The organism is Pollutimonas bauzanensis, assembly GCF_900129885.1.
Classification (GTDB): domain Bacteria; phylum Pseudomonadota; class Gammaproteobacteria; order Burkholderiales; family Burkholderiaceae_B; genus Pollutimonas; species Pollutimonas bauzanensis.
The window spans coordinates 220,053-245,326 of the sequence record NZ_FQXE01000005.1 but is presented as its reverse complement, the minus strand read 5'-3'; the positions used below and the strand labels follow the sequence as shown (position 1 = coordinate 245,326).

At 64.4% G+C, this 25,274-nt stretch carries 23 protein-coding genes; 17 read left to right on the top strand and 6 right to left on the bottom strand.

Annotated elements, in window-relative coordinates; genetic code table 11:
- Position 1: 1 nt before the first annotated feature.
- The 6 genes from BUB23_RS11640 (at position 2) to BUB23_RS11615 (ending at position 7,177) form a co-directional block, all read left to right on the top strand.
- Positions 2 to 1,426, top strand: a complete 1,425-nt coding sequence (locus BUB23_RS11640) for an FAD-dependent oxidoreductase (protein WP_073103284.1) — start codon at positions 2 to 4, stop codon at positions 1,424 to 1,426.
- Positions 1,427 to 1,522: 96 nt separating this feature from the next.
- Positions 1,523 to 2,302: a GntR family transcriptional regulator gene (locus BUB23_RS11635; RefSeq protein WP_084135977.1), complete on the top strand. Its 780-nt coding sequence runs from the start codon at positions 1,523 to 1,525 to the stop codon at positions 2,300 to 2,302.
- Positions 2,303 to 2,596: 294 nt separating this feature from the next.
- The gene (locus BUB23_RS11630; protein WP_073103283.1) at positions 2,597 to 3,727 is read left to right on the top strand and encodes a mandelate racemase/muconate lactonizing enzyme family protein; all 1,131 of its coding nucleotides are present in this window, start codon (positions 2,597 to 2,599) and stop codon (positions 3,725 to 3,727) included.
- Between the two features lie 59 nt (positions 3,728 to 3,786).
- On the top strand, positions 3,787 to 4,812 hold the full coding sequence (locus BUB23_RS11625) for a Bug family tripartite tricarboxylate transporter substrate binding protein (protein ID WP_178372306.1): 1,026 nt from the start codon (positions 3,787 to 3,789) through the stop codon (positions 4,810 to 4,812).
- A 63-nt stretch (positions 4,813 to 4,875) separates the two neighbouring features.
- Positions 4,876 to 5,916: a 2-hydroxyacid dehydrogenase gene (locus BUB23_RS11620; RefSeq protein ID WP_073103282.1), complete on the top strand. Its 1,041-nt coding sequence runs from the start codon at positions 4,876 to 4,878 to the stop codon at positions 5,914 to 5,916.
- A gap of 88 nt (positions 5,917 to 6,004) precedes the next feature.
- Entirely contained in the window at positions 6,005 to 7,177 is a 1,173-nt protein-coding gene (locus BUB23_RS11615) for a fumarylacetoacetate hydrolase family protein (protein WP_073103281.1), read from the top strand.
- Here BUB23_RS11615 and BUB23_RS11610 read toward each other — a convergent pair.
- The 4 genes from BUB23_RS11610 to BUB23_RS11595 form a co-directional block, all read right to left on the bottom strand.
- Positions 7,164 to 7,676, bottom strand: coding sequence for a cupredoxin domain-containing protein (locus tag BUB23_RS11610; protein WP_342743837.1), 513 nt, complete (start codon positions 7,674 to 7,676; stop codon positions 7,164 to 7,166). The genes BUB23_RS11615 and BUB23_RS11610 overlap by 14 nt on opposite strands.
- Positions 7,677 to 7,753: 77 nt before the next feature.
- Positions 7,754 to 8,938 (bottom strand): tRNA 2-selenouridine(34) synthase MnmH, encoded by a 1,185-nt coding sequence (mnmH, locus tag BUB23_RS11605; protein ID WP_084135974.1) that lies wholly within the window; start codon positions 8,936 to 8,938, stop codon positions 7,754 to 7,756.
- On the bottom strand, positions 8,938 to 9,972 hold the full coding sequence (selD, locus tag BUB23_RS11600) for a selenide, water dikinase SelD (RefSeq protein ID WP_073103280.1): 1,035 nt from the start codon (positions 9,970 to 9,972) through the stop codon (positions 8,938 to 8,940). Before selD ends, mnmH begins: the two co-directional genes overlap by 1 nt.
- Before the next feature lie 40 nt (positions 9,973 to 10,012).
- Complete coding sequence (locus tag BUB23_RS11595; RefSeq protein WP_084135973.1) at positions 10,013 to 10,399, bottom strand: helix-turn-helix domain-containing protein; 387 nt, start codon at positions 10,397 to 10,399, stop codon at positions 10,013 to 10,015.
- Between the two features lie 224 nt (positions 10,400 to 10,623).
- Here BUB23_RS11595 and BUB23_RS11590 point away from each other — a divergent pair, with 224 nt between their 5' ends.
- The gene (locus tag BUB23_RS11590) at positions 10,624 to 11,592 is read left to right on the top strand and encodes a tripartite tricarboxylate transporter substrate binding protein (RefSeq protein WP_073103279.1); all 969 of its coding nucleotides are present in this window, start codon (positions 10,624 to 10,626) and stop codon (positions 11,590 to 11,592) included.
- Positions 11,593 to 11,755: 163 nt separating this feature from the next.
- Entirely contained in the window at positions 11,756 to 12,079 is a 324-nt protein-coding gene (locus BUB23_RS11585) for an acetate--CoA ligase family protein (RefSeq protein WP_073103278.1), read from the top strand.
- 29 nt (positions 12,080 to 12,108) lie between these two features.
- On the opposite strand, the gene pgm is transcribed toward BUB23_RS11585, so the two are convergent.
- The gene (pgm, locus tag BUB23_RS11580) at positions 12,109 to 13,833 is read right to left on the bottom strand and encodes a phosphoglucomutase (alpha-D-glucose-1,6-bisphosphate-dependent) (RefSeq protein WP_073103277.1); all 1,725 of its coding nucleotides are present in this window, start codon (positions 13,831 to 13,833) and stop codon (positions 12,109 to 12,111) included.
- A 191-nt stretch (positions 13,834 to 14,024) separates the two neighbouring features.
- On the opposite strand from pgm, the gene BUB23_RS11575 reads away from it, so the two are divergent.
- From BUB23_RS11575 to BUB23_RS11555, 5 genes are read left to right on the top strand one after another with little or no spacing between them, the layout of a single operon-like run.
- Positions 14,025 to 14,441 carry a GtrA family protein gene (locus BUB23_RS11575; RefSeq protein WP_073103276.1) on the top strand — a complete coding sequence of 139 codons (417 nt, stop codon included), beginning with the start codon at positions 14,025 to 14,027 and terminating at the stop codon, positions 14,439 to 14,441.
- On the top strand, positions 14,410 to 15,420 hold the full coding sequence (locus BUB23_RS11570; protein ID WP_073103275.1) for a glycosyltransferase family 2 protein: 1,011 nt from the start codon (positions 14,410 to 14,412) through the stop codon (positions 15,418 to 15,420). The genes BUB23_RS11575 and BUB23_RS11570 overlap by 32 nt, the downstream gene beginning before the upstream one ends.
- On the top strand, positions 15,404 to 16,840 hold the full coding sequence (locus BUB23_RS11565) for an ArnT family glycosyltransferase (RefSeq protein WP_073103274.1): 1,437 nt from the start codon (positions 15,404 to 15,406) through the stop codon (positions 16,838 to 16,840). Before BUB23_RS11570 ends, BUB23_RS11565 begins: the two co-directional genes overlap by 17 nt.
- Positions 16,841 to 16,851: 11 nt before the next feature.
- Positions 16,852 to 17,565, top strand: a complete 714-nt coding sequence (locus BUB23_RS11560; protein WP_073103273.1) for a response regulator transcription factor — start codon at positions 16,852 to 16,854, stop codon at positions 17,563 to 17,565.
- Positions 17,562 to 18,818, top strand: coding sequence for a HAMP domain-containing sensor histidine kinase (locus tag BUB23_RS11555; protein ID WP_073103272.1), 1,257 nt, complete (start codon positions 17,562 to 17,564; stop codon positions 18,816 to 18,818). Before BUB23_RS11560 ends, BUB23_RS11555 begins: the two co-directional genes overlap by 4 nt.
- 32 nt (positions 18,819 to 18,850) lie before the next feature.
- Here the strand turns inward: BUB23_RS11555 and BUB23_RS11550 are convergent, their stop codons facing one another.
- Positions 18,851 to 19,399, bottom strand: a complete 549-nt coding sequence (locus tag BUB23_RS11550; RefSeq protein WP_073103271.1) for a Dps family protein — start codon at positions 19,397 to 19,399, stop codon at positions 18,851 to 18,853.
- 277 nt (positions 19,400 to 19,676) lie between these two features.
- Between BUB23_RS11550 and BUB23_RS11545 the strand changes: the two genes are divergently transcribed.
- From BUB23_RS11545 to BUB23_RS11530, 4 genes are read left to right on the top strand one after another with little or no spacing between them, the layout of a single operon-like run.
- Positions 19,677 to 20,327, top strand: a complete 651-nt coding sequence (locus tag BUB23_RS11545) for a cytochrome c3 family protein (RefSeq protein ID WP_073103270.1) — start codon at positions 19,677 to 19,679, stop codon at positions 20,325 to 20,327.
- A 3-nt stretch (positions 20,328 to 20,330) separates the two neighbouring features.
- The gene (locus BUB23_RS11540; RefSeq protein ID WP_245801241.1) at positions 20,331 to 23,342 is read left to right on the top strand and encodes a 4Fe-4S dicluster domain-containing protein; all 3,012 of its coding nucleotides are present in this window, start codon (positions 20,331 to 20,333) and stop codon (positions 23,340 to 23,342) included.
- Positions 23,335 to 24,738 carry an NrfD/PsrC family molybdoenzyme membrane anchor subunit gene (gene nrfD / locus BUB23_RS11535; RefSeq protein ID WP_073103268.1) on the top strand — a complete coding sequence of 468 codons (1,404 nt, stop codon included), beginning with the start codon at positions 23,335 to 23,337 and terminating at the stop codon, positions 24,736 to 24,738. Before BUB23_RS11540 ends, nrfD begins: the two co-directional genes overlap by 8 nt.
- On the top strand, positions 24,735 to 25,268 hold the full coding sequence (locus tag BUB23_RS11530; protein WP_143160956.1) for a DUF3341 domain-containing protein: 534 nt from the start codon (positions 24,735 to 24,737) through the stop codon (positions 25,266 to 25,268). The genes nrfD and BUB23_RS11530 overlap by 4 nt, the downstream gene beginning before the upstream one ends.
- Positions 25,269 to 25,274 lie beyond the last annotated feature (6 nt).

Below are 25,274 nucleotides of genomic sequence, written 5' to 3'. Positions count from 1 at the left end.
AATGCCCATACTGAAGAGGCCTGAACCTATCACCGAGCTGATTCTTCCTCCTCGAACGGCCAAACTGGCCGCCGAGACCGATGTCTTGGTGGTCGGCGGCGGCCCTGCTGGAATCGGCGCCGCGCTTGGAGCGGTCCGCGCCGGCGCCCGCGTGATCCTGGTGGAGCGTTATGGCTTTCTGGGCGGCAATGCGACCGCGGCCCTGGTCATGCCGCTCATGTCCTTTCACACCCAGCGCCCGACTTTCGAGAAGCTGGGCGTGAGCAATCTGCTGCCCAACGATCATGGACCAGGCCATCCGGTAATTGCCGGCGCGCTCAAGGAATTGCTGGAACACCTGGTACAAAGCGGCGGCGCCGTGCCGCCCTCGCTGGAAACAGGCTATGTGGTTCCGTTCGACCCGGAAGTATTCAAATGGGTGGCGCTGGATCTGCTGGACCGGGCGGGTGTGCATATGCTGTTCCATGCTTTCGCAAGCAATGTATTCGGCGACGGCGAGGTCGAAGGCGTCGTATTCGAGACCAAGAGCGGCCCGCTGGTCATCAAGGCAAAGAACGTGGTGGACTGCACCGGTGACGGCGATATTGCGGCCCTTGCCGGCGCCGGTTATGAGGTGGGGCGCGAATCGGACGGGCTGGTGCAACCCATGACGCTGATGTTCCGCATGGCTGATTTTGAACAGGCCGCGTTCCAGGCTTATGTGAAGCAGAACCCGGATCAATGGCGCGGGGTCCACGGCTTATGGGACCTCGTGCAGAAGGCCTCGGCCGATGGCGAGCTCGAGCTGGCGCGGGAAGATGTGCTGTTCTTTGCAACGCCGCACCCGCGCGAAGTAAGCGTAAACTCCACGCGCGTGACGCGCGTGCTCGGCATAGACGTCTGGGATTGGAGCCTGGCGGAATGGGAAAGCCGGCGGCAGTTGAATCAACTGCTGCGCTTCCTGCGCAAGTATGTGCCCGGCTTCGAGAAAAGCTACGCTGTGCAGAGCGGCGTTCATGCGGGCGTGCGGGAGACGAGGCGCATTATCGGGGAATACCGGCTCACCGCGGAAGACCTGCTGAGCGCGCGCAAGTTTCCCGACGTAATCGCACGTGGATCTTATCCCGTCGATATTCACAATCCCGCCGGCAAGGGTACTGTCCTGAAGCGCATCCCGGCCGACGAGGCTTACGACATCCCGCTGCGCGCGCTGATTCCTCAGCGCGTAGAACGGGTCATTGTCGCCGGACGCTGCATCTCGGGGACGCACGAGGCGCATTCCTCGTACCGGGTGATGCCGATAGCCATGGCAACCGGCCAGGCGGCCGGCATCTGCGCAGCTCTCGCTTCCCGCGCCAATATCGTGCCCCGCGACGTGGCCCCGCGCGACGTCCAGCAAGAGCTGGTTCGGCAAGGTGGGGATCTGGGCGATGGTTGGGCGCAATGAACCCGGCTGCCCTCTTTCGGGCTGCCCTCTTTCATTCAGATAATCTATCCGCTGCAAATTTACTTTTGCCATACTTAGTCCTATAATTAGATCATTATGACTAAACAGCTCCTGGACCTCGCTCATCGCTCATCTGCGCCCTTGTACGGGCAAGTGGCAAGCCTGATGCGCACGCGTATCGAACATGGCGAGTGGGCGGTCGGCGCCCAGATGCCCACTGTGGACGACCTTGCCCGCGAGTACGGGGTGGCAAGAATCACCATACGGCAGGCGCTGGACGATCTCGCCGGCCAAAGCCTGATTTCGCGCGGTCGTGGGCGCGGGACCTTCGTCGCCAGAAGTCTCGCCGACGAACGCTGGTACCGGCTGCCCGCGACCTGGAATGATTTGCTGCGCACCGGCGAGGGCCTGACGCGTAAATTGCTCGACTCCGAATCAGCCTCGGGCGCCGGCTTGATCGAGCCCGAGGATGGGCTCATGGCTGAAAGCTACCAGCGCATACGGCGCGTGCACTCGCGCGACGATGTCCCGTATTGCCTGATCGACATATACCTGGCAAGCGATATATTTGAACAGGCGCCACAAGAATTCGAAACGCATCTGATACTCCCCATGCTCGCCGAGCGCTTCAATGAACATCTTGCGTCGGCTTCCCAATCATTGGTCGTCGCTTCCGCCGATATGCGCGCCGCGCTGCACCTCGACATTCCAGTGGGCAGCGCCATTGCCCGGGTACGCCGGGTAGTGCTGGACCATGGCGGACGGGTCATCCATCTGGCGCATATCAGCTATCCATCGCGTTTCGTCCGCCTGGAAATGGATTTGGGCATTAACAACAAACAAGAAGGAGGAGCACTCAATGAGCACACGAAATAAGCCGCCGGCCCGCCTGGCGGCGCCGCGGATATCGCCGCCCGGGCCCTGGCCACGCAGCTAGGCAAAGGCCTGGGCAGTCAGTCGTCGTCAGCAATCGGGGCGGCGCTGCCGGCATGTTAGGCGCGCGCAACCGCGGCCGGCAAATCCGCCGGGACGTCTGCGCAGCGGAGCCATAAGCATTCTTTAGAAGCCATTCACGGCCGCAAGCTCGTCGATACATCTTGCCCGTTCGAACCCGCGGGCCGGGGAAGTGCCGCCGGCGGCGCGGCCAATACACTTGACCAGGATAGACTCATGTCCAAACCACTGAGCGTCGCAGCAGTAGAAACGCTTCTTTTTCGATACCCGGTGCCCGTGCCGGTAAGCAGCGCGATCGGCACAATGACCAGTCGGCCCATGCTGCTCGTGCGCATCGAAGATACGGAAGGCGCGCAGGGCTGGGGAGAAATCTGGTGCAATTTTCCCATCGTGGGCGCGGAACACCGCGCGCATCTGGTCAAAAGCGTGTTCGAGCCCCTGCTTGTCGGGCAAGCGCTGGACGCGCCGGCCAAGCACTTTGAGCGCCTGACGCGCCTGACGCGGCAGCAGATCGTCCAGACGGGAGAGCCGGGCCCATTCGCGCAATGCATTGCCGGCATAGACCAGGCGCTTACCGACTTGGCGGCGCGCCGCCGCCACCAGCCGCTCTGGCGCTTTCTGGGAGGGAAAAGCGCGACGCTGCAAGCCTATGCCAGCGCTCTCGGCCCGGAAGATCCCGGGCCTTCCGCCCAGGAGCACTGGGAGCGCGGGTTCAGGCATTTCAAGCTGAAAGTCGGGCTCGGGCGCGAGCGCGACTTGCGCAATCTCGCCGAACTGCGGGCGGCTCTGCCCGCGCAAGCCGGAATCATGCTCGATGCCAATCAGGCATGGCTGGCGCCGGAAGCGGTCGAAATGATTCATGCCCTGGCTGCGTTCAAGCTCACATGGGTCGAAGAACCCATTTCCGCTGAAGCCCCCTTATCGGAATGGTCCGCCGTCGCAGCGCAATGCGCTGTTCCGCTCGCCGCAGGCGAAAACCTCCGCGGCCGGGACCGTTACGACGAAGCCATCCACAGCAAGGCCTTCGGCTTCATACAGCCCGATATCGGCAAATGGGGCGGCTTCACCGGCGGCCTCGAGGTCGGGAGAAATGCGGTCGCCGCTGGCCTGGCGTTTTGTCCGCATTGGCTCGGCGGCGGCATAGGGCTGCTGGCATCGATGCATCTGCTGGCGGCGGCCGGCGGAAATGGATACGCCGAGATCGATGCCAATCCGAACCCATTGCGAGAGGCTGCCAGCCTGCCGCCCATGGTCAACGGCTGTTGCGCCTTGCCGGAGACACCGGGGCTCGGCCTGGATCCCGCCGACACCCTGGTGCCCTCTCTCGACGAGTACCGGATCCGATGACAGCCGATTCCTTATTTCACTTCGTCTCCATACCCGTTACACCCTCCAAAGGAGCAATCATGCGGTCCTTCAAACAGCAGCATCCCGTCAAGCCCCTCGCCCCGGCAACCAGCCGGTTCATCCAGTTGGCAGCGCTCTGCTTCATGGCGGCGCTGCCCGTTTTCACCAGCGCGGCGGCGCCGAAGTGGCCGGATCGTCCCATCAGGATCATCGTCTCGCAATCGCCGGGCGGAGCGTCCGACATGCAAGCCCGCATGATATCGCAGCCACTCGCCGAAGCGCTGGGCCAACCCGTCGTGATTGAAAACAAGGCCGGCGCGTCCGGCCTGATCGGCGCCGAGCTGGCGGCCAAGGCGGCCCCGGACGGCTACACGATCCTGTTATTCCAGGACGTGAATACCATTTTCCCTTCGATAATAGGCAAATTGCGCCACGATCCCGCGACCAGTTTCGATCCCATCACGCTGGTGGGAACCGGACCGGCCGTGCTTCTGGCGAATTCTTCGTCGCCGATCAACAGCGTCCAGGAACTGGTCGACTATTCGCGGAAGAACCCGGGCAGCCTGTCGTACGCCATCGCCGGCGTAGGCACCACACAGCATCTTGCGCTTGAAGTGTTTCAACAACGCACCGGCACCAAGATGACGGCGATTCCTTACAAAGGCGGCGGCCAGGCGATCGTCGACGTCGTCAGCGGACAGGTTCCATTGGCGGCGCTCGGGGTGCCTCCGATCCTGACTCATGTCAAGGCGGGAACGCTCAAGGTCTTGGCCGTCTCCGGACGCGCGCGCTCGCCCTTCCTGCCCGATGCGCCCACATTCCTGGAGCTCGGCGTCCCCGGCCTGGACGACATCAACCAATGGAACGGCTTTGTGGTGCCCGCCGGCACGCCGCCGGCGATCATCACCCGCCTGCATGATGAAATAGTCCGTATCATGGGCACGCCCGAAATACTCGAGAAAATGAAAACCATAGGCATGGTGCCCACGACTAGCCCCAGTCCCGAAGACTTCAAGAACCTCATCGCGCGCGAGCTCGAGCGTTGGCCAGCCGTGGTAAAGGCGGCTGGAATCCAGCCTCAATAAAGCCTTGCCACCCCCATGGCAAAACGGCGCCGACATGGCGCGCCAATTCATAAAAGGTCAACCATGCATACAGAAAAGTTGCGCGTGGGCGTGAGCAGGGATTTCCTGAACTCCGACGGCAGCCGCAGTTTTGACGAAGAAGCCTGGAACAGGCTGCAGGCCTCCCCCGATGTCGAACTACAGTTCCTCGACCAGGCGGCAAGCATGCCTGTCACCCGGGGGGACGTACAGCAATTCGATGCGCTGCTGATCAAGCGCAATCCGGTCGCTTCCGCCCTCTTCCACGGCGAGGCCGGCGCGCGCTTGCGTCTGATCGCAAGAAATGGCGCGGGCTACGACCACATCGATGTCGACGCCTGCACCCGCGCCGGCGTCATGGTCAGCGTGACCCGCGAGGCAGTCGCTCATTCGGTCGCATCATCCATCTTGGCGCTGATGCTCGCATTTTCCCACCGCATTCCCGCGCGGGACCGGATGACGCGCGCCGGACAATGGAACCAGCGCTGGGCAACGCAAGGAACTGCGCTGAGAGGACGAACGCTCGGCGTCATCGGGCTGGGCAACATTGGGCTGGAAGTCTTTCGCCTCGCCGCGGCTTGGGGAATGCATCATCTGGGCTATACCCCCCGTCCAGATCCCGCAAAATACGAGGGCCTCAATATCCAATTGACCGGGCTCGCAACATTGCTGCAGCGCTCTGATTTCATCGCCTTGTGTTGCCCCCTGACCGACAGCACGCATCACCTCATCGATGCCGCGTCCTTCGGACACATGCGCCCGACCGCTGTTCTCATCAATACGGCGAGAGGCGAAATCGTGGAGGAAACGGCGCTGCTGAGCGCCCTGAGAGAGCGGCGCATCGCCGGCGCAGGCATAGATGTCTACGAGACGGAGCCGCCACGCCGCGATCATCCCTTGTTTTCACTCGACACCGTTATATTGGGTTCCCACAATCTGGCATACAGCGATGAGCTCAATCGCGCGGCGAATCACGCGGTGGCCGACGCCATCAGGGCATACGCCGCAGGCGCCATTCCTCGGGATATCGTCAATCCCCAAGTGCTGGCGCATCCGAATTTCGAGGCGTTGCCGAACTCGCCCTGATCCGCCCCGGATTCCTGGCATACTTGAGCCTGATCGTTCCCGGCGGACTGTCGCCCGACTCTTCTTGACCTGATATTTTGAAAAAATTATGAAAAATTTTTCCGTGAATGAACTTCTGCCTCTGGATGCGCATCAGGCCACCCTGGTGGGGCGTGTCTGGCGCGACGGCCCCCTGCCCGGGCCTTCCGTGATTGCTGTGCGCGATGGAGAGATCTTCGACATCACAGCCCATGCCCCTACCATGGCCGATTTGCTCGATCATCCGGACGCGGTTGCCGTGGCGCGCACGGCGGCCGGTGAATCGCTAGGGCCGGTGTCCTCGCTGCTTGACGCCGGCGGCGCGGCGGCTGCCACGCTGCTCGCGCCTTGCGACGTGCAGGCGATCAAGGCCTGCGGCGTGACATTCGCGGTCAGTCTGCTGGAGCGGGTGATCGAAGAACAGGCCAGGGGCAGCGCCGCCCAGGCATCCGAGATCCGCGGCAGAATCCAGGAGCTGATCGGCGGCGACCTGTCGCGCATCAAGCCGGGCTCGCCAAAGGCGCTGGCCCTGCAGGAAGAGCTCGAACGGCGCGGCGCGTGGTCGCAATACATGGAAGTCGGTATCGGCCCCTATGCCGAGGTCTTCACCAAGTCGCAGCCCATGTCGGCCGTCGGCTTTGGCGCGGAAGTCGGGCTGCTTTCCGAATCCAGCTGGAATAATCCCGAACCCGAAATCGTGCTTGCCGTAAATCAGCATGGCCGCTGTGTCGGCGCCTCGCTGGGCAACGATGTCAATCTGCGCGATATCGAAGGCCGCAGCGCATTATTGCTGGGCAAGGCAAAGGACAATAACGCATCATGCGCGATCGGGCCGTTCATACGCCTGTTCGACGACCATTTCTCCATCGACATAGTGCGCGAAGCGACAGTGACGCTGCTTATCGAAGGCGAAAGCGACGGCTTCGTCCTGGAAGGCATGAGCGACATGCGCGAGATCAGCCGCGATCCATTGGATCTGATACGGCAGACCAGCGGAGCCCATCACCAGTATCCGGATGGCTTCATGCTGTTTCTCGGCACCATGTTCTCCCCGATCAAGGACCGGGGTGTGGAAGGCAGCGGCTTCACGCACAAGCTGGGCGATCGCGTCACCATCGCCAGCGCGTCGCTGGGCGCGTTGATGAATACGGTGCAGCTGTCATCGGCCGCCGCGCCATGGACTTTCGGTGTGCGGGCCTTGTATCGCAACCTGGCTGCGCGCGGGCTGGTCAGCCTACCCTGACCCTGCCCACCATGCCGGCTTCCATGTGGCCAGGGATCAGGCAGGCAAAGTCCACGGTGCCGGCCTTGTCGAATTGCCACACCAGGTCGCCATGCTGGCCGGCGCCAAGGGTGATCATATTCGGCTCGGCATGCTCCAGCCCGGGCGCTTCCCGCATTTCGGCGGCGTGCGCCTTGAGCTCGGCCACAGACCCGATGACCATTTCATGGGGCAGCCTGCCTGCATTCCTGACAAGGAATCGCACGGTCTCCCCTGGCTGGACTTCGATTTCGCTGGGCGTGAAGCGCATGGTGTCGTCCATGAGCAGCTCTATCGTGCGGCTGGCCCTGGACGGATCGCCCGGCTGCCCGGCCGCCGCGGAGGTTTTCGACATCGCGGCCATATCGTGGCCCGACCCGCCGTGAGCGGGCAGGTCATGGCCGCCGCCATGTCCGCCCGCGGCGAACGCGAGGGCCGGCACGGCGCCGAGCATCAATATCGCTAAGGTCTTTTTCATCATGGATCGTCCTGCATAGAAAAGCGGCGTGGATTATGCCGCCATTATATTCTCTTTGCCATGCACGGCCGGGCGGAGGCCTAATCGCTGATCGATGCCCACGGCGGATCGATCAGCGCCAGCTCGGCAAACGGTGCTACGGTTTTCGAGGCTCGCCTGTCCCCGGCGCAAAGGCGCCGATGGCGCAGATATTCCCTTACCTCCCGGTGATCGCCACGGAACTCGACGCGCCCGGCCTTGCTGTCGCGCTGGGACGCATAGATGGGGTCGTAATACTCGCCCAGCAGGCTTGCGATCCAGCCGCGGTGCAATTCAACCGAGCCGCTGCGCCGCTGCTCGGCCAAGGCATGGTCCATGATCGCCGCCAGGCGCTGGTAGCGCTCGCCCCCCAGGCGCTTGACGATATTCGCCAGGCTTTCCCTCAGGCGCGCGGCGAAGGCGGAAAAACCGTCCTCCTCGCCGTGCGCGGCGACGAAGTCGGCGAGGAGATAGACAATATAGTCGCGCAGGATGCGCTCGACGCGCCCCTCGAAGCTGTCCTCGAGCCACACCAGCGGATATTGCTGCATGCCTGAATACAGCGCCAGCGGCAGGGAGCAACTGCCGATCAGGCGGCTTTCGTCCTCGAGCACGAACTGCCGCATGCCTTGGTCGCGTTTCTTCAGCAGGTCTATGGCCAGGCCATGCTCAAAGTCGATCTGCCTGGGCTGTGGGGTAGCATGTTTGCCGAAGCTGGAGCCGCGATGGTGGGCGTGGCCTTCGAGATCGACGGCATGCTCCAGCTGGGCCAGCAATTCAGTCTTGCCGCTGCCCGTGAGCCCGCCCACCAGGACGAAGTCGCACTCGGCCACCGCCGCTGCGACAGTTTGGCCCAGAAAGCCGCGCATGGCCTTGTAGCCGCCCGCGACGCGGGGATAATCGATACCCGCCTCGCTGCTCAGCCATTGCTGGCTGATCTGCGAGCGCAGCCCGCCGCGAAAGCAGTAGAGGTAGCCGGCGGGATGGTCCTGGGCGAAGGCCGCCCAGGCGGCCACGCGCTGCGCCTTGACCCTGCCCGACACCAGCCGGTGGCCGAGCTCGATGGCCGCTTTCTGGCCTTGCGCTTTATAGCAGGTGCCGACTTTCTGCCGTTCGCCGTCATCCATGAGCGGAAGGTTGACCGCAAGCGGGAAGGCTCCTTTGCAGAACTCCACCGGGGCGCGCACATCCATCAATGGGACCGCGCCCAGGAAAATCCGGCGATAGTCGCCGCAGTCATCGCGCATCAGAACAGCTCCACGGCATGGCCGCCCCGGGCCACCAGTTCGCCTATGGGCTCCAGCTGCAGGCCCAGCCCGGCGGCCACGTCGAGAAACCGCGCCACGCCGGCCGGCTCCACGGCGACCAGCAGGCCACCGCTGGTTTGCGGGTCGCAAAGCAGCTGTTTCTGCGCTTCGCTCAGCGGCGCGACGCCCGCGCCATAGCTTTCGAAATTGCGCAGGGTGCCGCCGGGCACGCAGCCTTCGCCGAGGTAGTAATCGACGCTGGCCAGGCGCGGCACCGCGGCATAGTCGAGGCGCGCGGTCAGGCCGCTGCCGTCAGCCATCTCCAGCAGGTGGCCGAGCAGGCCGAAACCGGTGATGTCGGTCATCGCCTTGACCGCCGCGAGCTTGCCGAAGTCGCTGCCGGGCCGGTTGAGGGCGCACATCCAGTCTCGCGCCACGCCCACATCCTGCGGGCGCAGCTTGCCCTGTTTTTCAGCTGTCGTGAGTATGCCTATGCCCAGCGGCTTGGTCAGGTACAGCTCGCAGCCCTCGATGGCGCTATCGTTGCGCTTCAAGAAGCGCCGCTCCACGATACCCGTGACGGCGAGTCCGAAAATGGGCTCGGGCGCATCGATCGAGTGCCCGCCGGCCAGAGGAATGCCCGCCGCGTCGCAGGCCGCCCTGCCGCCCCGGATCACCTCGCGCGCCACTTCCGGCGCCAGCAGGCTGATGGGCCAGCCGAGGATGGCGATGGCCATCAGCGGGTCGCCGCCCATGGCATAGATGTCGCTGATGGCGTTGGTTGCCGCGATTCGTCCGAAATCGAAGGGGTCGTCGACGATGGGCATGAAAAAGTCGGTGGTGGAAAGCACGCCGCGATCATCGTCTATGGCATAGACCGCGGCGTCGTCGCGCGAGGCGTTGCCGACCCACAGCTTCGGGTCCAGGTTCTGCGCCCCGCTGCCGGCGAGGATCACCTCCAATACCTTGGGCGAGATTTTGCAGCCGCAGCCAGCGCCATGGCTGTATTGGGTAAGGCGGATAGCGTCGCTCATGGGGCGGAACCTCGTTCGAATGGTTGATGGAAAGCTGATTTTACAAGGCGCGCGCTATCGCGGATGCAAGATCCAGCAAGGGCTTGCGCAGCCTGGCCACGATCTGCTCGCGCGCCTGCTCGCTGGTCAGGCTGGCATTGAGCGCATAGACGGAATTTTCCGCCAGATGCAATACGCGCGAGCTGTTGCGCATGGAAAAGGCCAGGCCCAGCACCGCCGCCCCCAGCCTGTAGGCGCGCCGCGCCCGGTCATGCTCGAGAAAGCATCCGTCCACCAGCGTCTGTGTCAGGCGGCTTACCGTCGCGCGCGGCAGGCCGGTGAGTTCGGCGATCTCGCCATTGCCGAGCGCTTCCGAGCCCGGCCTGAACGCGCGCAGTATCAGCATGCCCCGCGACAGCGAACGATTAGCGCTTGATTTGCCGGCCATGGTTGTGCAATCCCGGATGCGCCCCGCCCACGCAGGGCGCCATGGCTGATTATACATTTCCATCAGGTGGAAATGGCCTGATGCCTAAGCGGCGCCGGCCCTGTAAGCTTTCTTTCAATGCCAGCGCCGCATGAGCGGCATGACGATTGCCGGCGTGCTTATCCATCATCCGGTGGGGCCTGGCCGGCGTGTTTCGAACTTGCGCATTAACGAAGGAGACGCAGATGATATGCAAGAACCTGTTTGCAGCCAGCACCCTGTGCTTCATGGCTTTGTTCGCCGCGCCCGCCGGCGCGGCTTTCCCGGACCATCCTATCGACATTGTCGTGCCCTTCTCTCCCGGCGGCGGCACTGATCAGATATCCCGCAGCATCGCCGAAGGCATGTCCGAGAGCCTGCAGCAGCCGGTGGTGGTGCTCAACAAGCCAGGCGCGGGCACCATCATCGGAACCGGATACGTGGCGCGCAGCAAGCCCGACGGCTATACCCTGCTGATGGCGACTTTCGCCCACGCGGTGAATCCCGCCCTGCATAAGGACCTGCCCTACTCCACCGACCAGGATTTCGCTCCGGTGGCCCTGGTCGGCACCTCGCCCAATGTGCTCGTGGTCAACAGCAAAAGCCCCTACAAGACGGTGAAGGGCATCGTGGACTATGCCAGGGCCAACCCCGGCAAGCTGACCTTCGGTTCCTACGGCACCGGCACGTCGGCCCACCTGGCCGGCGCGCTGTTCGGGAACCTCGCGGGCATCGAGATGACGCATGTTCCCTATAAAGGCAGCAGCCCGGCCATTACCGATTTGCTGGGAGGACAGATAGATATGGTCTTCAGCACCGCGGCCAGCGTGGCCCAGTATGTCGCCAGCGGGCAATTGCGGGCGGTGGCGGTGACATCGAAAAAGAGAGCGTCAGCCTATGCCGGCGTGCCGACCATCGCCGAGTCGGGGCTGCCCGCCTATGAAGCCGAAAGCTGGTATGGCGTTTTCGCTCCCAAGGGTACGCCGGCCGATGTCATACAGAAACTGAACGCCGCCGTTGCGCAGGCGGTGAAATCGCCGGCGTTCCAGCAGCGCATCGAGCAGGAAGGGCTGGCCCCCTACACCGGGCAGCCGCAGAACCTGCAAACCTATGTCGCCAAGGAAGAGCAGCGCTGGCGCCAGGTCGTGCAGGATGCGCGCATCACACTCGAATGACAGCCCTTATCGCGTGCCGCGTTCCTGAACAGCACATCAAGGCGGGACCGCTGGATGAAGCGCAGGCCAAGCGGCTGTTTGTCCGGTTCGGCATACCGGTGACCCGATCGTAGTCAATACCTCGCCGGAAGCCGAGAGCGCCGCAAAGGAAATCGGCGGACCGGTGGCGTTGAAGCTGCTCTCCCGACAGGTCACGCATAAAAGCGACATAGGCGGCGTGATGCTGAACATGGACAGGCCGTTGAACCAGGCCGAAGCCGCATCCATGCTGCGCTCGCTCAAGTCGTGGCCACTGCTTGACGGCTATCGCGGCAAACCCCTGCGCGACACCGAGGCGATGGCCGCCGTCATCGTCCGCTTTTCCGAAATGGTGCACATCCTGGGCCCGCGTCTGAAAGTGGCGGAAATCAATCCGGTTTTCATCAGGAACCAGGGTGGCGGGGCCATGGCGGCCGATGGCGTGGCCGTTATCGGGGACGGGAACTGATGCGGCCTGAAAGCCAGGCTTCCGGCCGGCTATGCGCCCTTGCCGGCCTGCCCGGGAATTTGGCCAGGCGGCGCCCCTGCGCCATCGCCCGCAGCCAGGGCGGCGCCGACGATGTCCTGCGCTTCAAGCAGGATGCGCTGCAGATGCGCCTCGCCCTTGAAGCTTTCGGCATAGATTTTATAGATATCCTCGGTTCCCGAAGGGCGCGCGGCGAACCAGCCGCTGGCGGCCAGCACCTTTACGCCCCCTATCGGGGCGTCATTGCCCGGGGCGTGGGTCAGGATGGCCAGGATTTTCTCCCCTGCCATTTCCGTGCTGCGAACCTCATGCGCCGACAGCCTGGCCAGCTTGCTTTTCTGCGCCGGGCTCGCGGCCGCTTCAAAGCGCTTGAAGACCGGCTCGCCCAGGTCTCTGGTGAGCGCGGCATAGGCTACGCCGGGGTCGCGCCCGGTACGGGCCGTGATTTCGGCGGCCAGCATGGCGGCCGCCATGCCGTCCTTGTCGGTGGTCCAGGCTTGCCCGTCGATGCGAAGGAAGGAGGCCCCGGCGCTTTCTTCGCCGCCAAAGCCCAGGGTGCCGTCGAACAGGCCGTCGACGAACCACTTGAAGCCCACCGGCACTTCGACCAGCTTGCGGCCCAGCCTGGCGGCGACGCGATCTATCATCTGGCTGCTGACCACGGTCTTGCCCACGCCGGCGGCCGGGCTCCATTGCGGCCTGTGGCTGAACAGGTAATCGATGGCGACGGCGAGATAATGATTGGGCGCAAGCAGTCCCGCGCTCTTGCTGACGATGCCGTGGCGGTCATAATCGGTATCGCAGCCAAAAGCGATATCGTAGCCGTCCTTGAGCTTGATGAGGCGCTGCATCGCATAGGAGGATGATGGATCCATGCGGATCTTGCCATCCCAGTCGACCGACATGAAGCGAAAAGTCGGGTCGACCTCTTCGCTGACCACGCTCAGGTCCACGCGGTAGCGCTCGGCTATCCTCGCCCAGTAATGCACCCCGGCCCCGCCCAGGGGATCGGCGCCCATGCGGATATGGCTGGCGCGGATCACATCCATGTCTATGACATTGCCCAGGTCGTTGACATAGGCGCTCAGGTAGTCATGGCTATGGGTGGTGGCGGCGCGCCGCGCGCGCTTGAAAGGCCAGCGCTGTATGCCCGCCAGGCCGGCTTCAAGCAAGGCGTTGGCGCGCTTTTCTATCCATAGTGTGGCGTCGACATCGGCGGGGCCGCCGTTGCTGGAATTGTATTTATAGCCGCCGCTGTCTGGCGGGTTGTGCGAGGGCGTGATCACGACTCCGTCTGCCAGGCCGGCGGCCCTGCCGCGGTTGTAGGCGAGAATGGCATGCGACACGGCGGGCGTGGGCGTGGTTTCGTCATCGTGCGAGATCATGGTCTCGACGCCGTTTGCCGCGAATACCTCGAGCGCGCTGGTCGACGCCGGAACCGACAGCGCGTGGGTGTCGACACCGACGAATAGCGGCCCGGCGACGCCATGGCGCTTGCGGTAGTCGCAAATGGCTTGCGTAATGGCAAGGACATGCCATTCATTGAAGCTGCCCTCGAACGCGGACCCGCGATGGCCGGAAGTGCCGAAGGCAACGCGCTGCGCCGCCACGGACGCATCCGGCGTATCCGCGTAGTAGCAGGTGATCAGCCTGGGGATATCGATCAGCAGCGAATACGGCGCCGGCTTGCCCGCCAGCGGACTGATATTTACCGCTGCATTTCCGAGGTCCGTCATTCTGCCGCCTGTTCAGTGCGTAAAAGCTTGATTGTCGCACGCCCTTGCCAGCAGGCGGCTGGTTCCCTCCCGGGAAACGGTCCAGAGCGATCCGCGCGGTCTGCTTGATATTTTCTTGATCTTTGCTTGATATTTGCTTGTTGCCTGGCGGGCTACTTTACGCCCATGGCAATTCATCAAGCGGCCGGGCAATGCCAAGAAAGCGGTTCTCGTTTCATGTCAAGCAAGCAGCCCGTTTTCTATGGGGCGGCGGGCTGTCGACCCTGCTGCATTGGGGAACGATGGCGGCGCTGCTGCGCGCGGGCATGGACGCCGTCTGCGCCGCCGCGCTTGGCGCCCTGGCCGGGGCGGCCTGCAACTACCTGCTGCAGTTCCATTTCACCTTCCATTCCAGCGCCCCGCAGCGCGCCGCGCTGCCGGCGTACGGCGCCGTGGCGCTGGCAAGCTGGTGCGCGAACACCGGCCTGTTCTACCTGCTGTACCGCTATGGCGATCTCGGCCAGGCGGCGGCGCAAGTCGTGGCCAGCAGCGCGGTCACTTTAATAAACTTCATTCTGTACAAGAAGGTGGTGTTTCATGAACGCCCTGTCCGACCCCTGGCTTCCTGAGCCGGCCCAGTCTCAAAAGCCGCTCCTGTCGGTAGTCATACCGGTATACAACGAGCGGCCGGTATTGCCCCTGCTTTATGAGCGGCTGCGCGCCGTGCTGGACGCGCTGGACGGCATCAGGCACGAATTGGTACTGGTCGACGATGGCAGCCGCGACGGCAGCGGCGACTATCTTGCCGGGCTGGCCGCCCGGACGCCCCGGGTCAAGGCCGTGCGGCTGAGCCGCAACTTCGGCAAGGAAGCGGCATTGACGGCCGGCCTGGCCCAGGCCCGCGGCGACGCGGTAGTCATCCTGGATGCCGATCTGCAGGATCCGCCTGAATTGATACCGCAAATGCTGGACGCCTGGCGCGCCGGCGCGGACGTGGTCTGCATGCGCCGCCGTTCGAGGGCCGGCGAGACATGGTTCAAGCGCGGCAGCGCGCATCTGTTCTACCGGCTGCTCAATCGCATCAGCGATGTCGATATTCCCGAAGACACAGGGGATTTCCGGCTGCTGAGCCGCCAGGCGGTCGACGCGCTGGAACAGCTGGGCGAGCGCAAGCGCTACATGAAGGGCTTGTTCGCCTGGATCGGCTTGCCGACGCGGGTCATCGAATACGATAGGGCGCCGCGCGCCGCCGGCGCCAGCAAATGGGACTACCTGGGCCTGCTGGGCCTGGCCTTCGAAGGGATTACCTCTTTCTCGGTCGCGCCGCTGCGCCTGACGATGGGCGCGGGCATCGTGACCGCGCTTGCCGGCATTCTGTACGGCCTGTGGATCGTGGCCAAGACCCTGGTCCTGGGCGATCCGGTGCAGGGATACCCGTCCTTGATATCGGTCATGACTTTCCTGGGCGGCATACAGCTGATTTCCATAGGCTTGCTGGGCGAATACGTGGGCAAGACTTACTTCGAGGCCAAGCAGCGGCCGGTCTACCTGATACGCGATGTGGTCCAGGCCCGCGCAAAGAGCAAGCTGCATGCCGCGTCAAATTAAGTTCTACGGCGGGCTGGCCGCCCTGCTATGCCTGCCCCTGCTGGGAATGTGGCTGATCCCGCTGGCCGATACCTCGGAGCCCCGCTATGCCGAAATCGCGCGCCTGATGGCGCAAACCGGCGACTGGATCACGCCATGGTTTGAACCGGGAGTGCCTTTCTGGGGCAAGCCCCCCCTGTCCTTCTGGGTCCAGGCCCTCTCCTTCAGGCTTCTGGGCGTGAACGAATTCGCCGCCCGCCTGCCCTCATGGCTGGCGACGATGGGGACGGTGGGCCTGCTGTACGCCCACGCCCGCGCATACTTCGGCGCGCGCGTGGCGCAATGGGCGGTGGCCGTCTACGGTTCGTGCGCGCTGGTCTATGTGGCGTCCGGCGCCGTGCTGACCGACCCCTTCCTGGCGCTGGGGACGACCTGGTCCATGACCGCGTTCGCCATGGCGGCCCGCAAGCCGACCTTCTACTGGCGCTACGGCTTTTTCCTGGGCCTGGCCATCGGCCTGCTGGCCAAGGGCCCGCTGGCGCTGGTGCTGGTCGCGAGCCCCCTGCTTGCCTGGCTGCCGTGGCGCGGGTCGAACTGGCAGGCGGCGCGCGCCCTGCCATGGGGCCGCGGATCAATGCTGACCTTGGCCATCAGCCTGCCCTGGTATGTGCTGGCCGAACTCAAAACACCGGGGTTCCTGAACTATTTCATCGCCGGCGAACATTTCCTGCGCTTCGTCGACCCCGGCTGGCAAGGCGACCTGTACGGCACCGCGCACAAAAGAGCTTATGGCGCCATCTGGTGGTACTGGCTGCAAGCCGCTTTTCCCTGGGGCGTCGTGGCCCTGGGCATGATCGCGGCCGCCCTCTTCAAGGCCGAGCGCCGGGACGCCATGCGGCGGGCGCTGCGCGACCCGGCGCTGGCCTATCTGCTGGCGTGGTCCCTGTTCGCGCCCCTGTTCTTCACCGTGTCGGGGAATATACTATGGACATATGTATTGCCGGCGCTCGGGGCATTCAGCATTCTGCTGGCTGTCGCCCTGGACGCGCGGCGGGCGCGCGCGCCGGTTTTCTTGCGCCGGGTGCGCTGGCTGGCCTGCCTGGCTCCTGCTACGATATTGCTGCTGACGGTAGTGGTGGCGCTTCAGCCCGCGCGCCTCAAGACCGAACGCGGCCTGGTCCGGTACGCGCAGCAAATGGGCGGGCGCGGTTGCCTGTTTTATGTCGACAGCCGTCCTTTTTCCGCGCGGTTCTATTCGCGCGGAGAAGCTGGGCTGCTAGGCATGGAGCAGTTGCCGGCCAAGCTGGGCGCTTGCGCGCCGGTTTATTTGGCGGTGCCCAGGAACCGCCTGGACCAGGTGGCGAAAATGCTGGCGCGGCCTTTGCGCAAACGGTTCGAAAGCCAACGCTATGTGCTGATCGAAATCGATACCAAACCCTAAAGCTCTATACAATGACCGCCTTCCAGGACCGCATCCGTTTACTGCTAGTCGAAGACCATGTGGCGCTGGCGCAGAACCTGTCGGAGTACTTCAGCGATCAGCGCTACGTGCTGGATTTCGCCTCCGACGGGCTGACCGCCTTGCACCTGATCGCCACCAACGACTACGATGTCATCGTTCTGGACGTGATGCTGCCCGGCCTGTCCGGTTTCGAGGTGTGCCGCCGCCTGCGCAGCGACATCCAGTGCGGCACGCCGGTCATATTGATGACCGCCAAGGATCAGCTGGACGACAAAGAGCAGGGCTTTACCTTGGGCGCCGACGATTACCTGGTCAAGCCTTTCAATCTGCGCGAACTGCAGTTGCGCGTCGAAGCGCTGCATCGCCGGCGCGCCGGCGGCGCCAAGGCGGCGCTGCTGCAGGCGCCCGGCGTCAGCTTCGATCCGGGAACGCTGCAAGTCCATACCGACAATGGCGCGGCGCTGGAACTGTCCGGCACGGCGGCGCGGATTTTCGAAGCCCTGATCAGGGCCTACCCCGATTTTCTTTCGTACGAACAATTGCGCGACCGCGTCTGGGGCGAGCGCGAAGCCGACATGAATACCTTGCGCACCCATGTGTATGCCTTGCGCAAGCAGCTGCAGGACGGCTTCCACCTGTCCATGATCAAGACTCTGCATGGGCGCGGATACCGCCTGATCCCACCGCCCAAGGCCGCGCCATGAAATCGATAGGCCGGCGGATCTATCGCGCCATTCTCGCCATAAGCTTGTCCAGCATGGCCGTCATGGTGGCCACCGTCCTGATCGTCAACGAGGATCTGGAAGACACCATGCTGCAAGTGGAATTCACCGAGGAACGCGATGTTTTCCTGCAGCATCGGCCCGGCCCTGACCTGCTGGTCTGGGAAACCGCCAACCTGGCGGTCGCGCATATACCGCAAGGCGCGGCGATGCCATCCAACATGCCGGCCATTTTCAGCAATCTGCCGGCCAACTTCTCGGGCGAGCTGGAGCGCGATGGCAAAACCTTTCTGGTGCGCGTCGAGCCATCGCCGACGGGCGTCTTTTACATCGCCAAGAACATCACGCACTTCGAAGACCGGGAATCCCTGTTCCAGATAGCGCTGGCCGTCGTCGTGCTGCTCATCCTTGGATTGAGCCTGGTGCTCGCCGCGCTCAGCAGCCGCCGGATCGTGAATCCGCTGCGGCGGCTGTCCGACCAGATCAGCGATATTCCCGTGGGCGCCAGCATGCCGCGCATACCGCTGGATTACCAGGATAGCGAGCTGCATACGATAGCCCTGACCTTCAACCGCTTCCTGGACGAGCTGGAGTCCTTTGTCAAACGCGAGCAATCGCTGCTCAATTTGGCCAGCCATGAGTTGCGCACCCCCATCGCGGTGGTTTCGGGCGCGCTGGACGTACTGGAACAGCGCCGGCAATTGAATGAAAACGACCAGGCCACCTTGGCGCGGATACGCCGCGCCTGTTCCGAAATGGGCGCCAACGTGGACATGCTGCTCAAGCTGGCGCGGCGCGAGCCAGGCGAAGAAAAGCAGCCGCTTGCGCTGGCGCAACTGGTCGAACAGGCCCTGGAAGACCTGGAGGCCAGCCAGGACATGCACGCCAGGGTCACCGTGAGCAGCCGCCAGTCCGCCACGGTGCTGGCGGAACCCACCATCGTCCGCATGCTGCTGCGCAATCTGATACAAAATGCCCTGCAGCACACCACGCGCGGCATCCAGATCCGCCTGCGGCCGGGTTCCATTGAGATCGCCGACGAGGGGCCGGGCATGAGCGCCGGCCAGCAAGCCATCCTGGCCGGGCAAAAACGCATGAACCAGGATGGCGCGCCGCTAAGCGGCCTGGGCCTATATATTGTGACGCTGATGTGCGAGCGCCTGAAGTGGCGCCTGGAGGTGGTGCGCAGCGGCTCCCGGGGAACCGTGATCCGGCTGCACACCGCGCCAGCCTGACGGGAAGGGGCCGGGCTGCGCCGGCCGCCGCCCTAGTGCCCGCCTGTGCCGCCTTCGCGGCTGGCTTCGAACAGGAACCAGGTGCGCCTTTCGGTCTCGTCGATCCAGACTTCGATCAGGCTCGCGCTGGCGATATCGCGATGCTCGTCGCATACGCCGTGCGTCTCGCGCAAGCGGGCGGCGAGCTCCTTGTTGTCCTCGCGCAATTCGGCCAGCATGTCCAGCGGCTCGACATATTCGGCGTCATTGTCCAGCACGCGCTGGTTGCGGCTGATATGGCCTATGGACCGCAGCGTGGTCCCGCCGACCTTGCGCACGCGCTCGGCGATGGGGTCGGTCATGGCGAAAAGCTGGCTGCCCTGCTCGTCGAGCAACAAGTGGTAGTCGCGGAAATGCGGGCCGCTCATGTGCCAGTGGAAATTCTTGGTCTTGAAATACAGCGCGTATACGTCCGCGAGGATGCCATTGAGCGCCGCGGTGATGTCTTTGGTGGCGGCCGAGTCCAGGTCGGTGGGCGTGGCCAAAGAAGCCTTTTGCCTGTTCTTGATTCCCGTCTTTGCAGTGTCGACTGAGTTTTTCATGACTGGATCTTCCTGTATGTGGTGAGAGTAGCCCAAGTGGAATAACGCGCCCCGCTGCGCAAATCATTCTAGAACTCGCCTCATCATCTGGCAAGCGGGCAGGCCCCGTCCGCCTGTGTAAATCTTGCATTGCCGGGCAGGGACGCCGGCCTCCACGGCAGGGCGCGCGGCAGGAATGAAAGTTGCTAAGGCTGCCGTTACCCGCCGTTACCAATCCGGCCTTGGGCGACAAGCTCAACAGCGCCGCGCAGCGGCGCGATCGCGCAATCGAGGAGCCATGCCGCAACTGTTCGAACGCTCTGATGTCTTGCTGATGAAATTGATACTGCTGGTGCCGGCCGGATTGATCGTGCTGACCATATTGGGCATGATCTGGCAGGCCACCTACCCCGTCGCCGAAGGAGTTGCCGTGGACCAGCCGATAGCGTTCAGCCACAAGCATCATGTCGGCGACGATGGCATAGACTGCCGTTACTGCCATACATCGGTCGATACTTCCGCCACGGCCGGCATGCCGTCCACCGGCATCTGCCTGAGCTGCCACGCGCAGCTGTATCGCGATGCGCCCGCGCTGGCGCCTTTGCACGCCAGCCTGCGCGAGGGCAAGCCCATACGCTGGAACCGCGTGTACGACCTGCCCGATTTCGTCTTTTTCAATCACAGCATCCATGTCAACAAGGGCGTCGCCTGCATTACCTGCCATGGGCATGTGGACCGCATGCCCGCCATGCTGCGCCAGGAGCCGCTGGACATGCAGTGGTGCCTGAACTGCCACCGCGAGCCGGCCAAATATGTGGGCCCTCTCGGCCATGTATACGCCATGAGCGCCGCGCCGCGCATCAGCGCCCAGGAGCAGGCACAGTTGTTGCATGCGCTGGGGCTGCAAAGCACGCAGCGCCTGACAGACTGTTCCACCTGCCATCGATAAGCCATGCCACCTCGACGCATTCCTCCCGCCTCCGGACCAGGCTCCCACTCCGGGCAAGAACCGCCCGACGACGGCCGCCGCCGCTTCCTCAAGACCATGGCGGTGTCGGCGGCGCTGGCCGGCGCGGGCTGCGGCAACGAAACGCCCGAAGCCATCGTGCCCTATGTCGACATGCCCGAGGGCACGGTGCCGGGAGAGCCGGTCTTCTACGCCACCACCTTACTGCGCGGCGGCTATGGGATGGGGGTGCTGGTCGAGACGAATATGGGCCGGCCGATCAAGGTCGAGGGCAACCCGGCCCACCCCGCCAGCCTGGGCGCGACCGATGTCTTTTCCCAGGCCGCCATTCTGCAGCTCTGGGACCCGGACCGCTCGCGGACCGTCATGAAAGGCGCGCAGATTTCCACTTGGGACGCTTTTCAGGGCGATGTCCAGCCGCGCCTGCAGGCGCTGGACGCGACGGGCGGCAAGGGTTTGCGGCTGCTGACCGGGTCGCTGACTTCGCCCACGCTGCTGGCCCAGATCGGGCGGTGGCAGCGCCGCTACCCGCAAGCGCGCTGGCACCGCCACGATCCCGCCAGGGACGCGGCCGCCGGCGCCGCGGCGAGCCGCCTGTTCGGCAAGTTCGTCGCCGCCCGCTATCGGCTGGACCAGGCCCGCGTCGTCGTGACGCTGGACTGCGACCTGTTCAGCCTGCTTCCCAATAGTGCGCGCAATGCGCATGATTTCATGCAGCGGCGCCGCGGCAGCCAGGCGCGCAACCGCCTTTATGCGGTCGAGGCGACGCCCACCCTCTGCGGCGCGGTCGCCGACCAGCGCCTGTCCTTGCCGCCGGCCGCCATCGATGGCCTGCTGCGGCGCCTGGCCGAAAAGCTCGGCGTGGCCCCCGGCGACGGCCCAGCGCTTATGCCGCAAGACCATCCGGCGCCCGGCGCGCCGGGCGGCGAACGCTGGATAAGCGCGCTGGCGGCGCAATTGCGGGCGGCGCAAGGCGCATCGCTGCTGGCCCCGGGGCCGGCGTTGTCAATGGCCAGCCATGAGCTTGCCTGGCGGCTGAACCAGCACCTGGGCAATATAGGAAAAACCGTGATTGCCGTGGCCGATCAGGGGCAGCCCGCCGGCCTGGCCGAACTGGTCGACGCCATGTTCAAGGACGAAGTGCAAGTGCTGGCCATGCTGGGAAGCAACCCCGGCTATGACGCGCCTGCGGCGCTGGACTTCAGCGGCGCGCTCGGGCATGTCCCCTGTTCGGTGCACATGGGCCTTTACCGCGACGAGACGGGCCACAGCGCCACCTGGCATCTGCCCCAGGCGCACGACCTGGAAAGCTGGGGGGACGCCTGCAGCCTCGACGGCACGGCGAGCCTGGCGCAGCCTTTGATCGCGCCGCTTTATGGCGGCCTCGCGCCTCATGCCCTGATGGCCTTGCTGGCCGGCGACACCGAGAAGTCGGCTTATGAACACGTGCGCAAAACCTGGCGCGAGCGCTGGCAGGCCGGCGATGACGCTGAATTCGAGATCCGCTGGAGCCTGGCGCTGCGCAATGGCCTGATCGAGGATCCGGGCGCGCTCGCCGCGCTCGCGCCGCCAGTGTGGCCGTCCGCCACGCCCGGCGCATCAGGCAAATCCGGCGCAAACACCGCCGGCATGACAAACGCTACAAGGGCCGAGCCGGCCCTCGAACCGGAGCCGCGGACTCCGGCCAGCGGTCCGGACCTGGATCCGGCCGCCGTGGCTGGGGATGGGGATGGGGCGAGCCCGATATTGACCGCTATTTTCGTCCTCGATGCCTCGGTCGCCGCGGGGGAATTCTCCAACAGCGCCTGGCTGCAGGAGCTGCCCCGGCCGTTCACCAAGATAACGTGGGACAACGCCGCGCAGATAGGTCCGGCGACGGCGCGCCGCCATGGCTTGCAAAATGGCGACATCGTCGCCATTCGCAGCGCCGGCCAGGGCGCCGCGGCAACGATACAGGCTCCAGTCTGGATCACGCCGGGGCAGGCCGAGCTCACACTGGCGCTGCCGCTGGGCTACGGCCGCCGCCATGCCGGCTCGACGGGCAATGGCGTGGGCTTCGACGCCTACCCCTTGCAGGGCGCCGACGCGGCCGGCGGGCCGCTGCGCACCGTTCAGGTCACGATAGCAGCCACCGGGCGCAGGCACTCGTTTGCGCGGACCCAGAATCATATGGAAGCAGAAGGCCGCGAAACCGTGCGCCTGGTCGGCGTCGGCGCCAAGGATGCGCCCGCCGCGAGCCGCGTCGCGCAGCCCTCCCTGTATCCGCCCCGGGACTATCCCGGCTACGCCTGGGGCATGTCGGTCGACCTCGACTCCTGCATAGGCTGCAATGCCTGCACCATCGCCTGCCAGGCCGAAAACAATATTCCCGTGGTCGGCAAGCAGGAGGTCGCCAACGGACGCGAAATGCACTGGATACGCATCGATCTCTATCAGGACGCAGCGGCGGCGCGCACCCTGTTCCAGCCCGTTGCCTGCATGCATTGCGAAAACGCCCCATGCGAAGTGGTGTGCCCGGTGGGCGCCACCATGCACGATCAGGAAGGATTGAATGTGCAGGTCTATAACCGCTGCGTGGGCACGCGCTTCTGCTCCAACAATTGCCCCTACAAAGCGCGGCGCTTCAACTTCTACCAATACGCCGACACTGCCGAAGCGTCCAGCCGCGCCCGGCAGAATCCCGAGGTCACCGTCCGCCGCCGCGGCGTCATGGAAAAATGCACCTATTGCGTGCAGCGCATTTCGCATGCGCGCATCGAGTCGGAAAAGGCCGGCCGCCAGATAGCCGACGGCGAGATCGTCACGGCCTGCGAGGCGGTCTGTCCGACCCAGGCCATTGTCTTCGGCGACATCAATGACCCGGACAGCCGCGTCAGCGCCGCCAAGGCCTCCGGACGCGATTACGCGCTGCTGCACGAACTGAACACCCGTCCGCGGACCACTTATCTGGCGCGCATCATCGATCCGGACGCCGACCTGGAGGCGGACCATGGCTGAGTCCCGGGACGGCGTCGCGGTATCGCCCGGCACCCCGGTGCTGGGGGCCGGCTGGACCGACGCCACCGTCACCGACAAGATAGCCGGGCTGGTCCTGCAGCGCCGCCAGGGCTGGCATGCCGGATGGCGCGAACATTGGCCATGGCGCGTCGCCGTGCTGGTGTCGTTTGGCGGCGTGGTGGTGTTCCTGGGCGCCAGCGCCTGGCTGTTCACCGTCGGCGTCGGCCTGTTCGGGGTCAATATCCCGGTGGCCTGGGGATTCGCGCTGAGCAATTTCGTGTGGTGGATAGGCATAGGCCATGCGGGCACTTTCATTTCGGCCATACTCTTGCTGCTGCGCCAGCGCTGGCGCACCTCCATCAATCGCTTCGCCGAGGCCATGACGCTGTTCGCCGCGGGCATCGCCGGCCTGTTTCCCATCCTGCACCTGGGACGGCCCTGGTTCGCCTATTGGCTGCTGCCCTATCCCAACCGGATGGAGCTCTGGCCGCAATGGCGCAGCCCCCTGGTATGGGATATGTTCGCCATCGCCACCTATCTGCTGGTATCCCTGCTTTTCTGGTACGTCGGGCTGATCCCCGACCTGGCCTCATTGCGCGACAAGGCCACCCGCCGCGCCAGGCGCATCGCCTATGGTCTGTTCGCGCTGGGCTGGCGCGGCGACGCGCGCCATTGGGACCGCTACGAAACCGCCTATCTGCTGCTGGCCGGGCTGGCCACGCCGCTGGTGGTGTCCGTGCATACGGTGGTGTCGCTGGATTTCGCCATAGGCAATACGCCCGGCTATCACTCGACGATCTTTCCGCCTTATTTCGTCGCCGGCGCGCTGTTTTCCGGCTTCGCCATGGTGCTGACGCTGGCCATTCCGCTGCGCCGCTATTTCCGGCTGCACGACTTCATTACCTTGCGGCACCTGTCGCTGGCCGCCAAGGTCATCCTGGCCTGCAGCATGATCGTCGCCTATGGCTATCTCTCGGAAATATTCACGGCCTACTACAGCGGCGACGAATTCGAGATAGCCATGACCACCGATCGCTTCATGGGCGCGTATGCGCCTTTGTACTGGGCTTATATTGCGTGCAATGTCGCGCTGCCGCAATTGCTGTGGTTTGGCAGGGTCAGGCGCAGTGTCGCCGCGCTGTTCGCCATCAGCATTTTCATCAATATCGGCATGTGGCTGGAACGCTTCGTGATCGTCGTGCAGAGTCTGCATCGCGATTTCCTGCCTTCATCGTGGGGGCTGTTCGTTCCGACCTTCTGGGACTGGACTTTCCTGCTGTCTTCGATCGCCATGTTCATATGGCTGTTCCTGATGTTCGTGCGTTTCCTGCCGCTGATTTCCATGACGGAAATGCGCGGCCTGGTGCATGAGACGGCGCGGGAGGCCAGGCCATGAAGCATGGGCTCTACGGCGTCATGGCGCAGTTCCGCAAGCCGGACGAACTGCTGGCCGCCATACAGTCATTGCGCGCCGGCGGCGCGAAGAATCTGGAGGCCTATACGCCTTATCCCGTCGAAGGCCTGTCGCAGGCCCTGGACCTGCCGCGCAATGCCGTGCCGCTGTTCGCGCTGATCGGCGGCGTAATAGGCGGGGTGGGCGGATATTTCATGCAGTGGTATGCGGCGGTGATCGCTTTTCCCCTCGACATAGGCGGCCGGCCCCTGCACAGCTGGCCCATGTTCGTGCCGGTGTCGTTCGAATTGACCATACTGCTCGCGGCCGTGGCCGCCGTCGCCGGCATGCTGGCCGCCAATGGCCTGCCCAGGCTGAACCATCCGGTATTTGCCGCGGAGGGCTTTGATCTCGCCAGCCGCGACCGCTTTTTCCTGTGCCTGCGCGCGGTCGATGATGATTTCGACAGCACCCAGGCGCAAGAACTGTTGCGCCGCCATGGGCCCGTCGCCGTCGTCGAGGTGGCCGCATGAAACGCC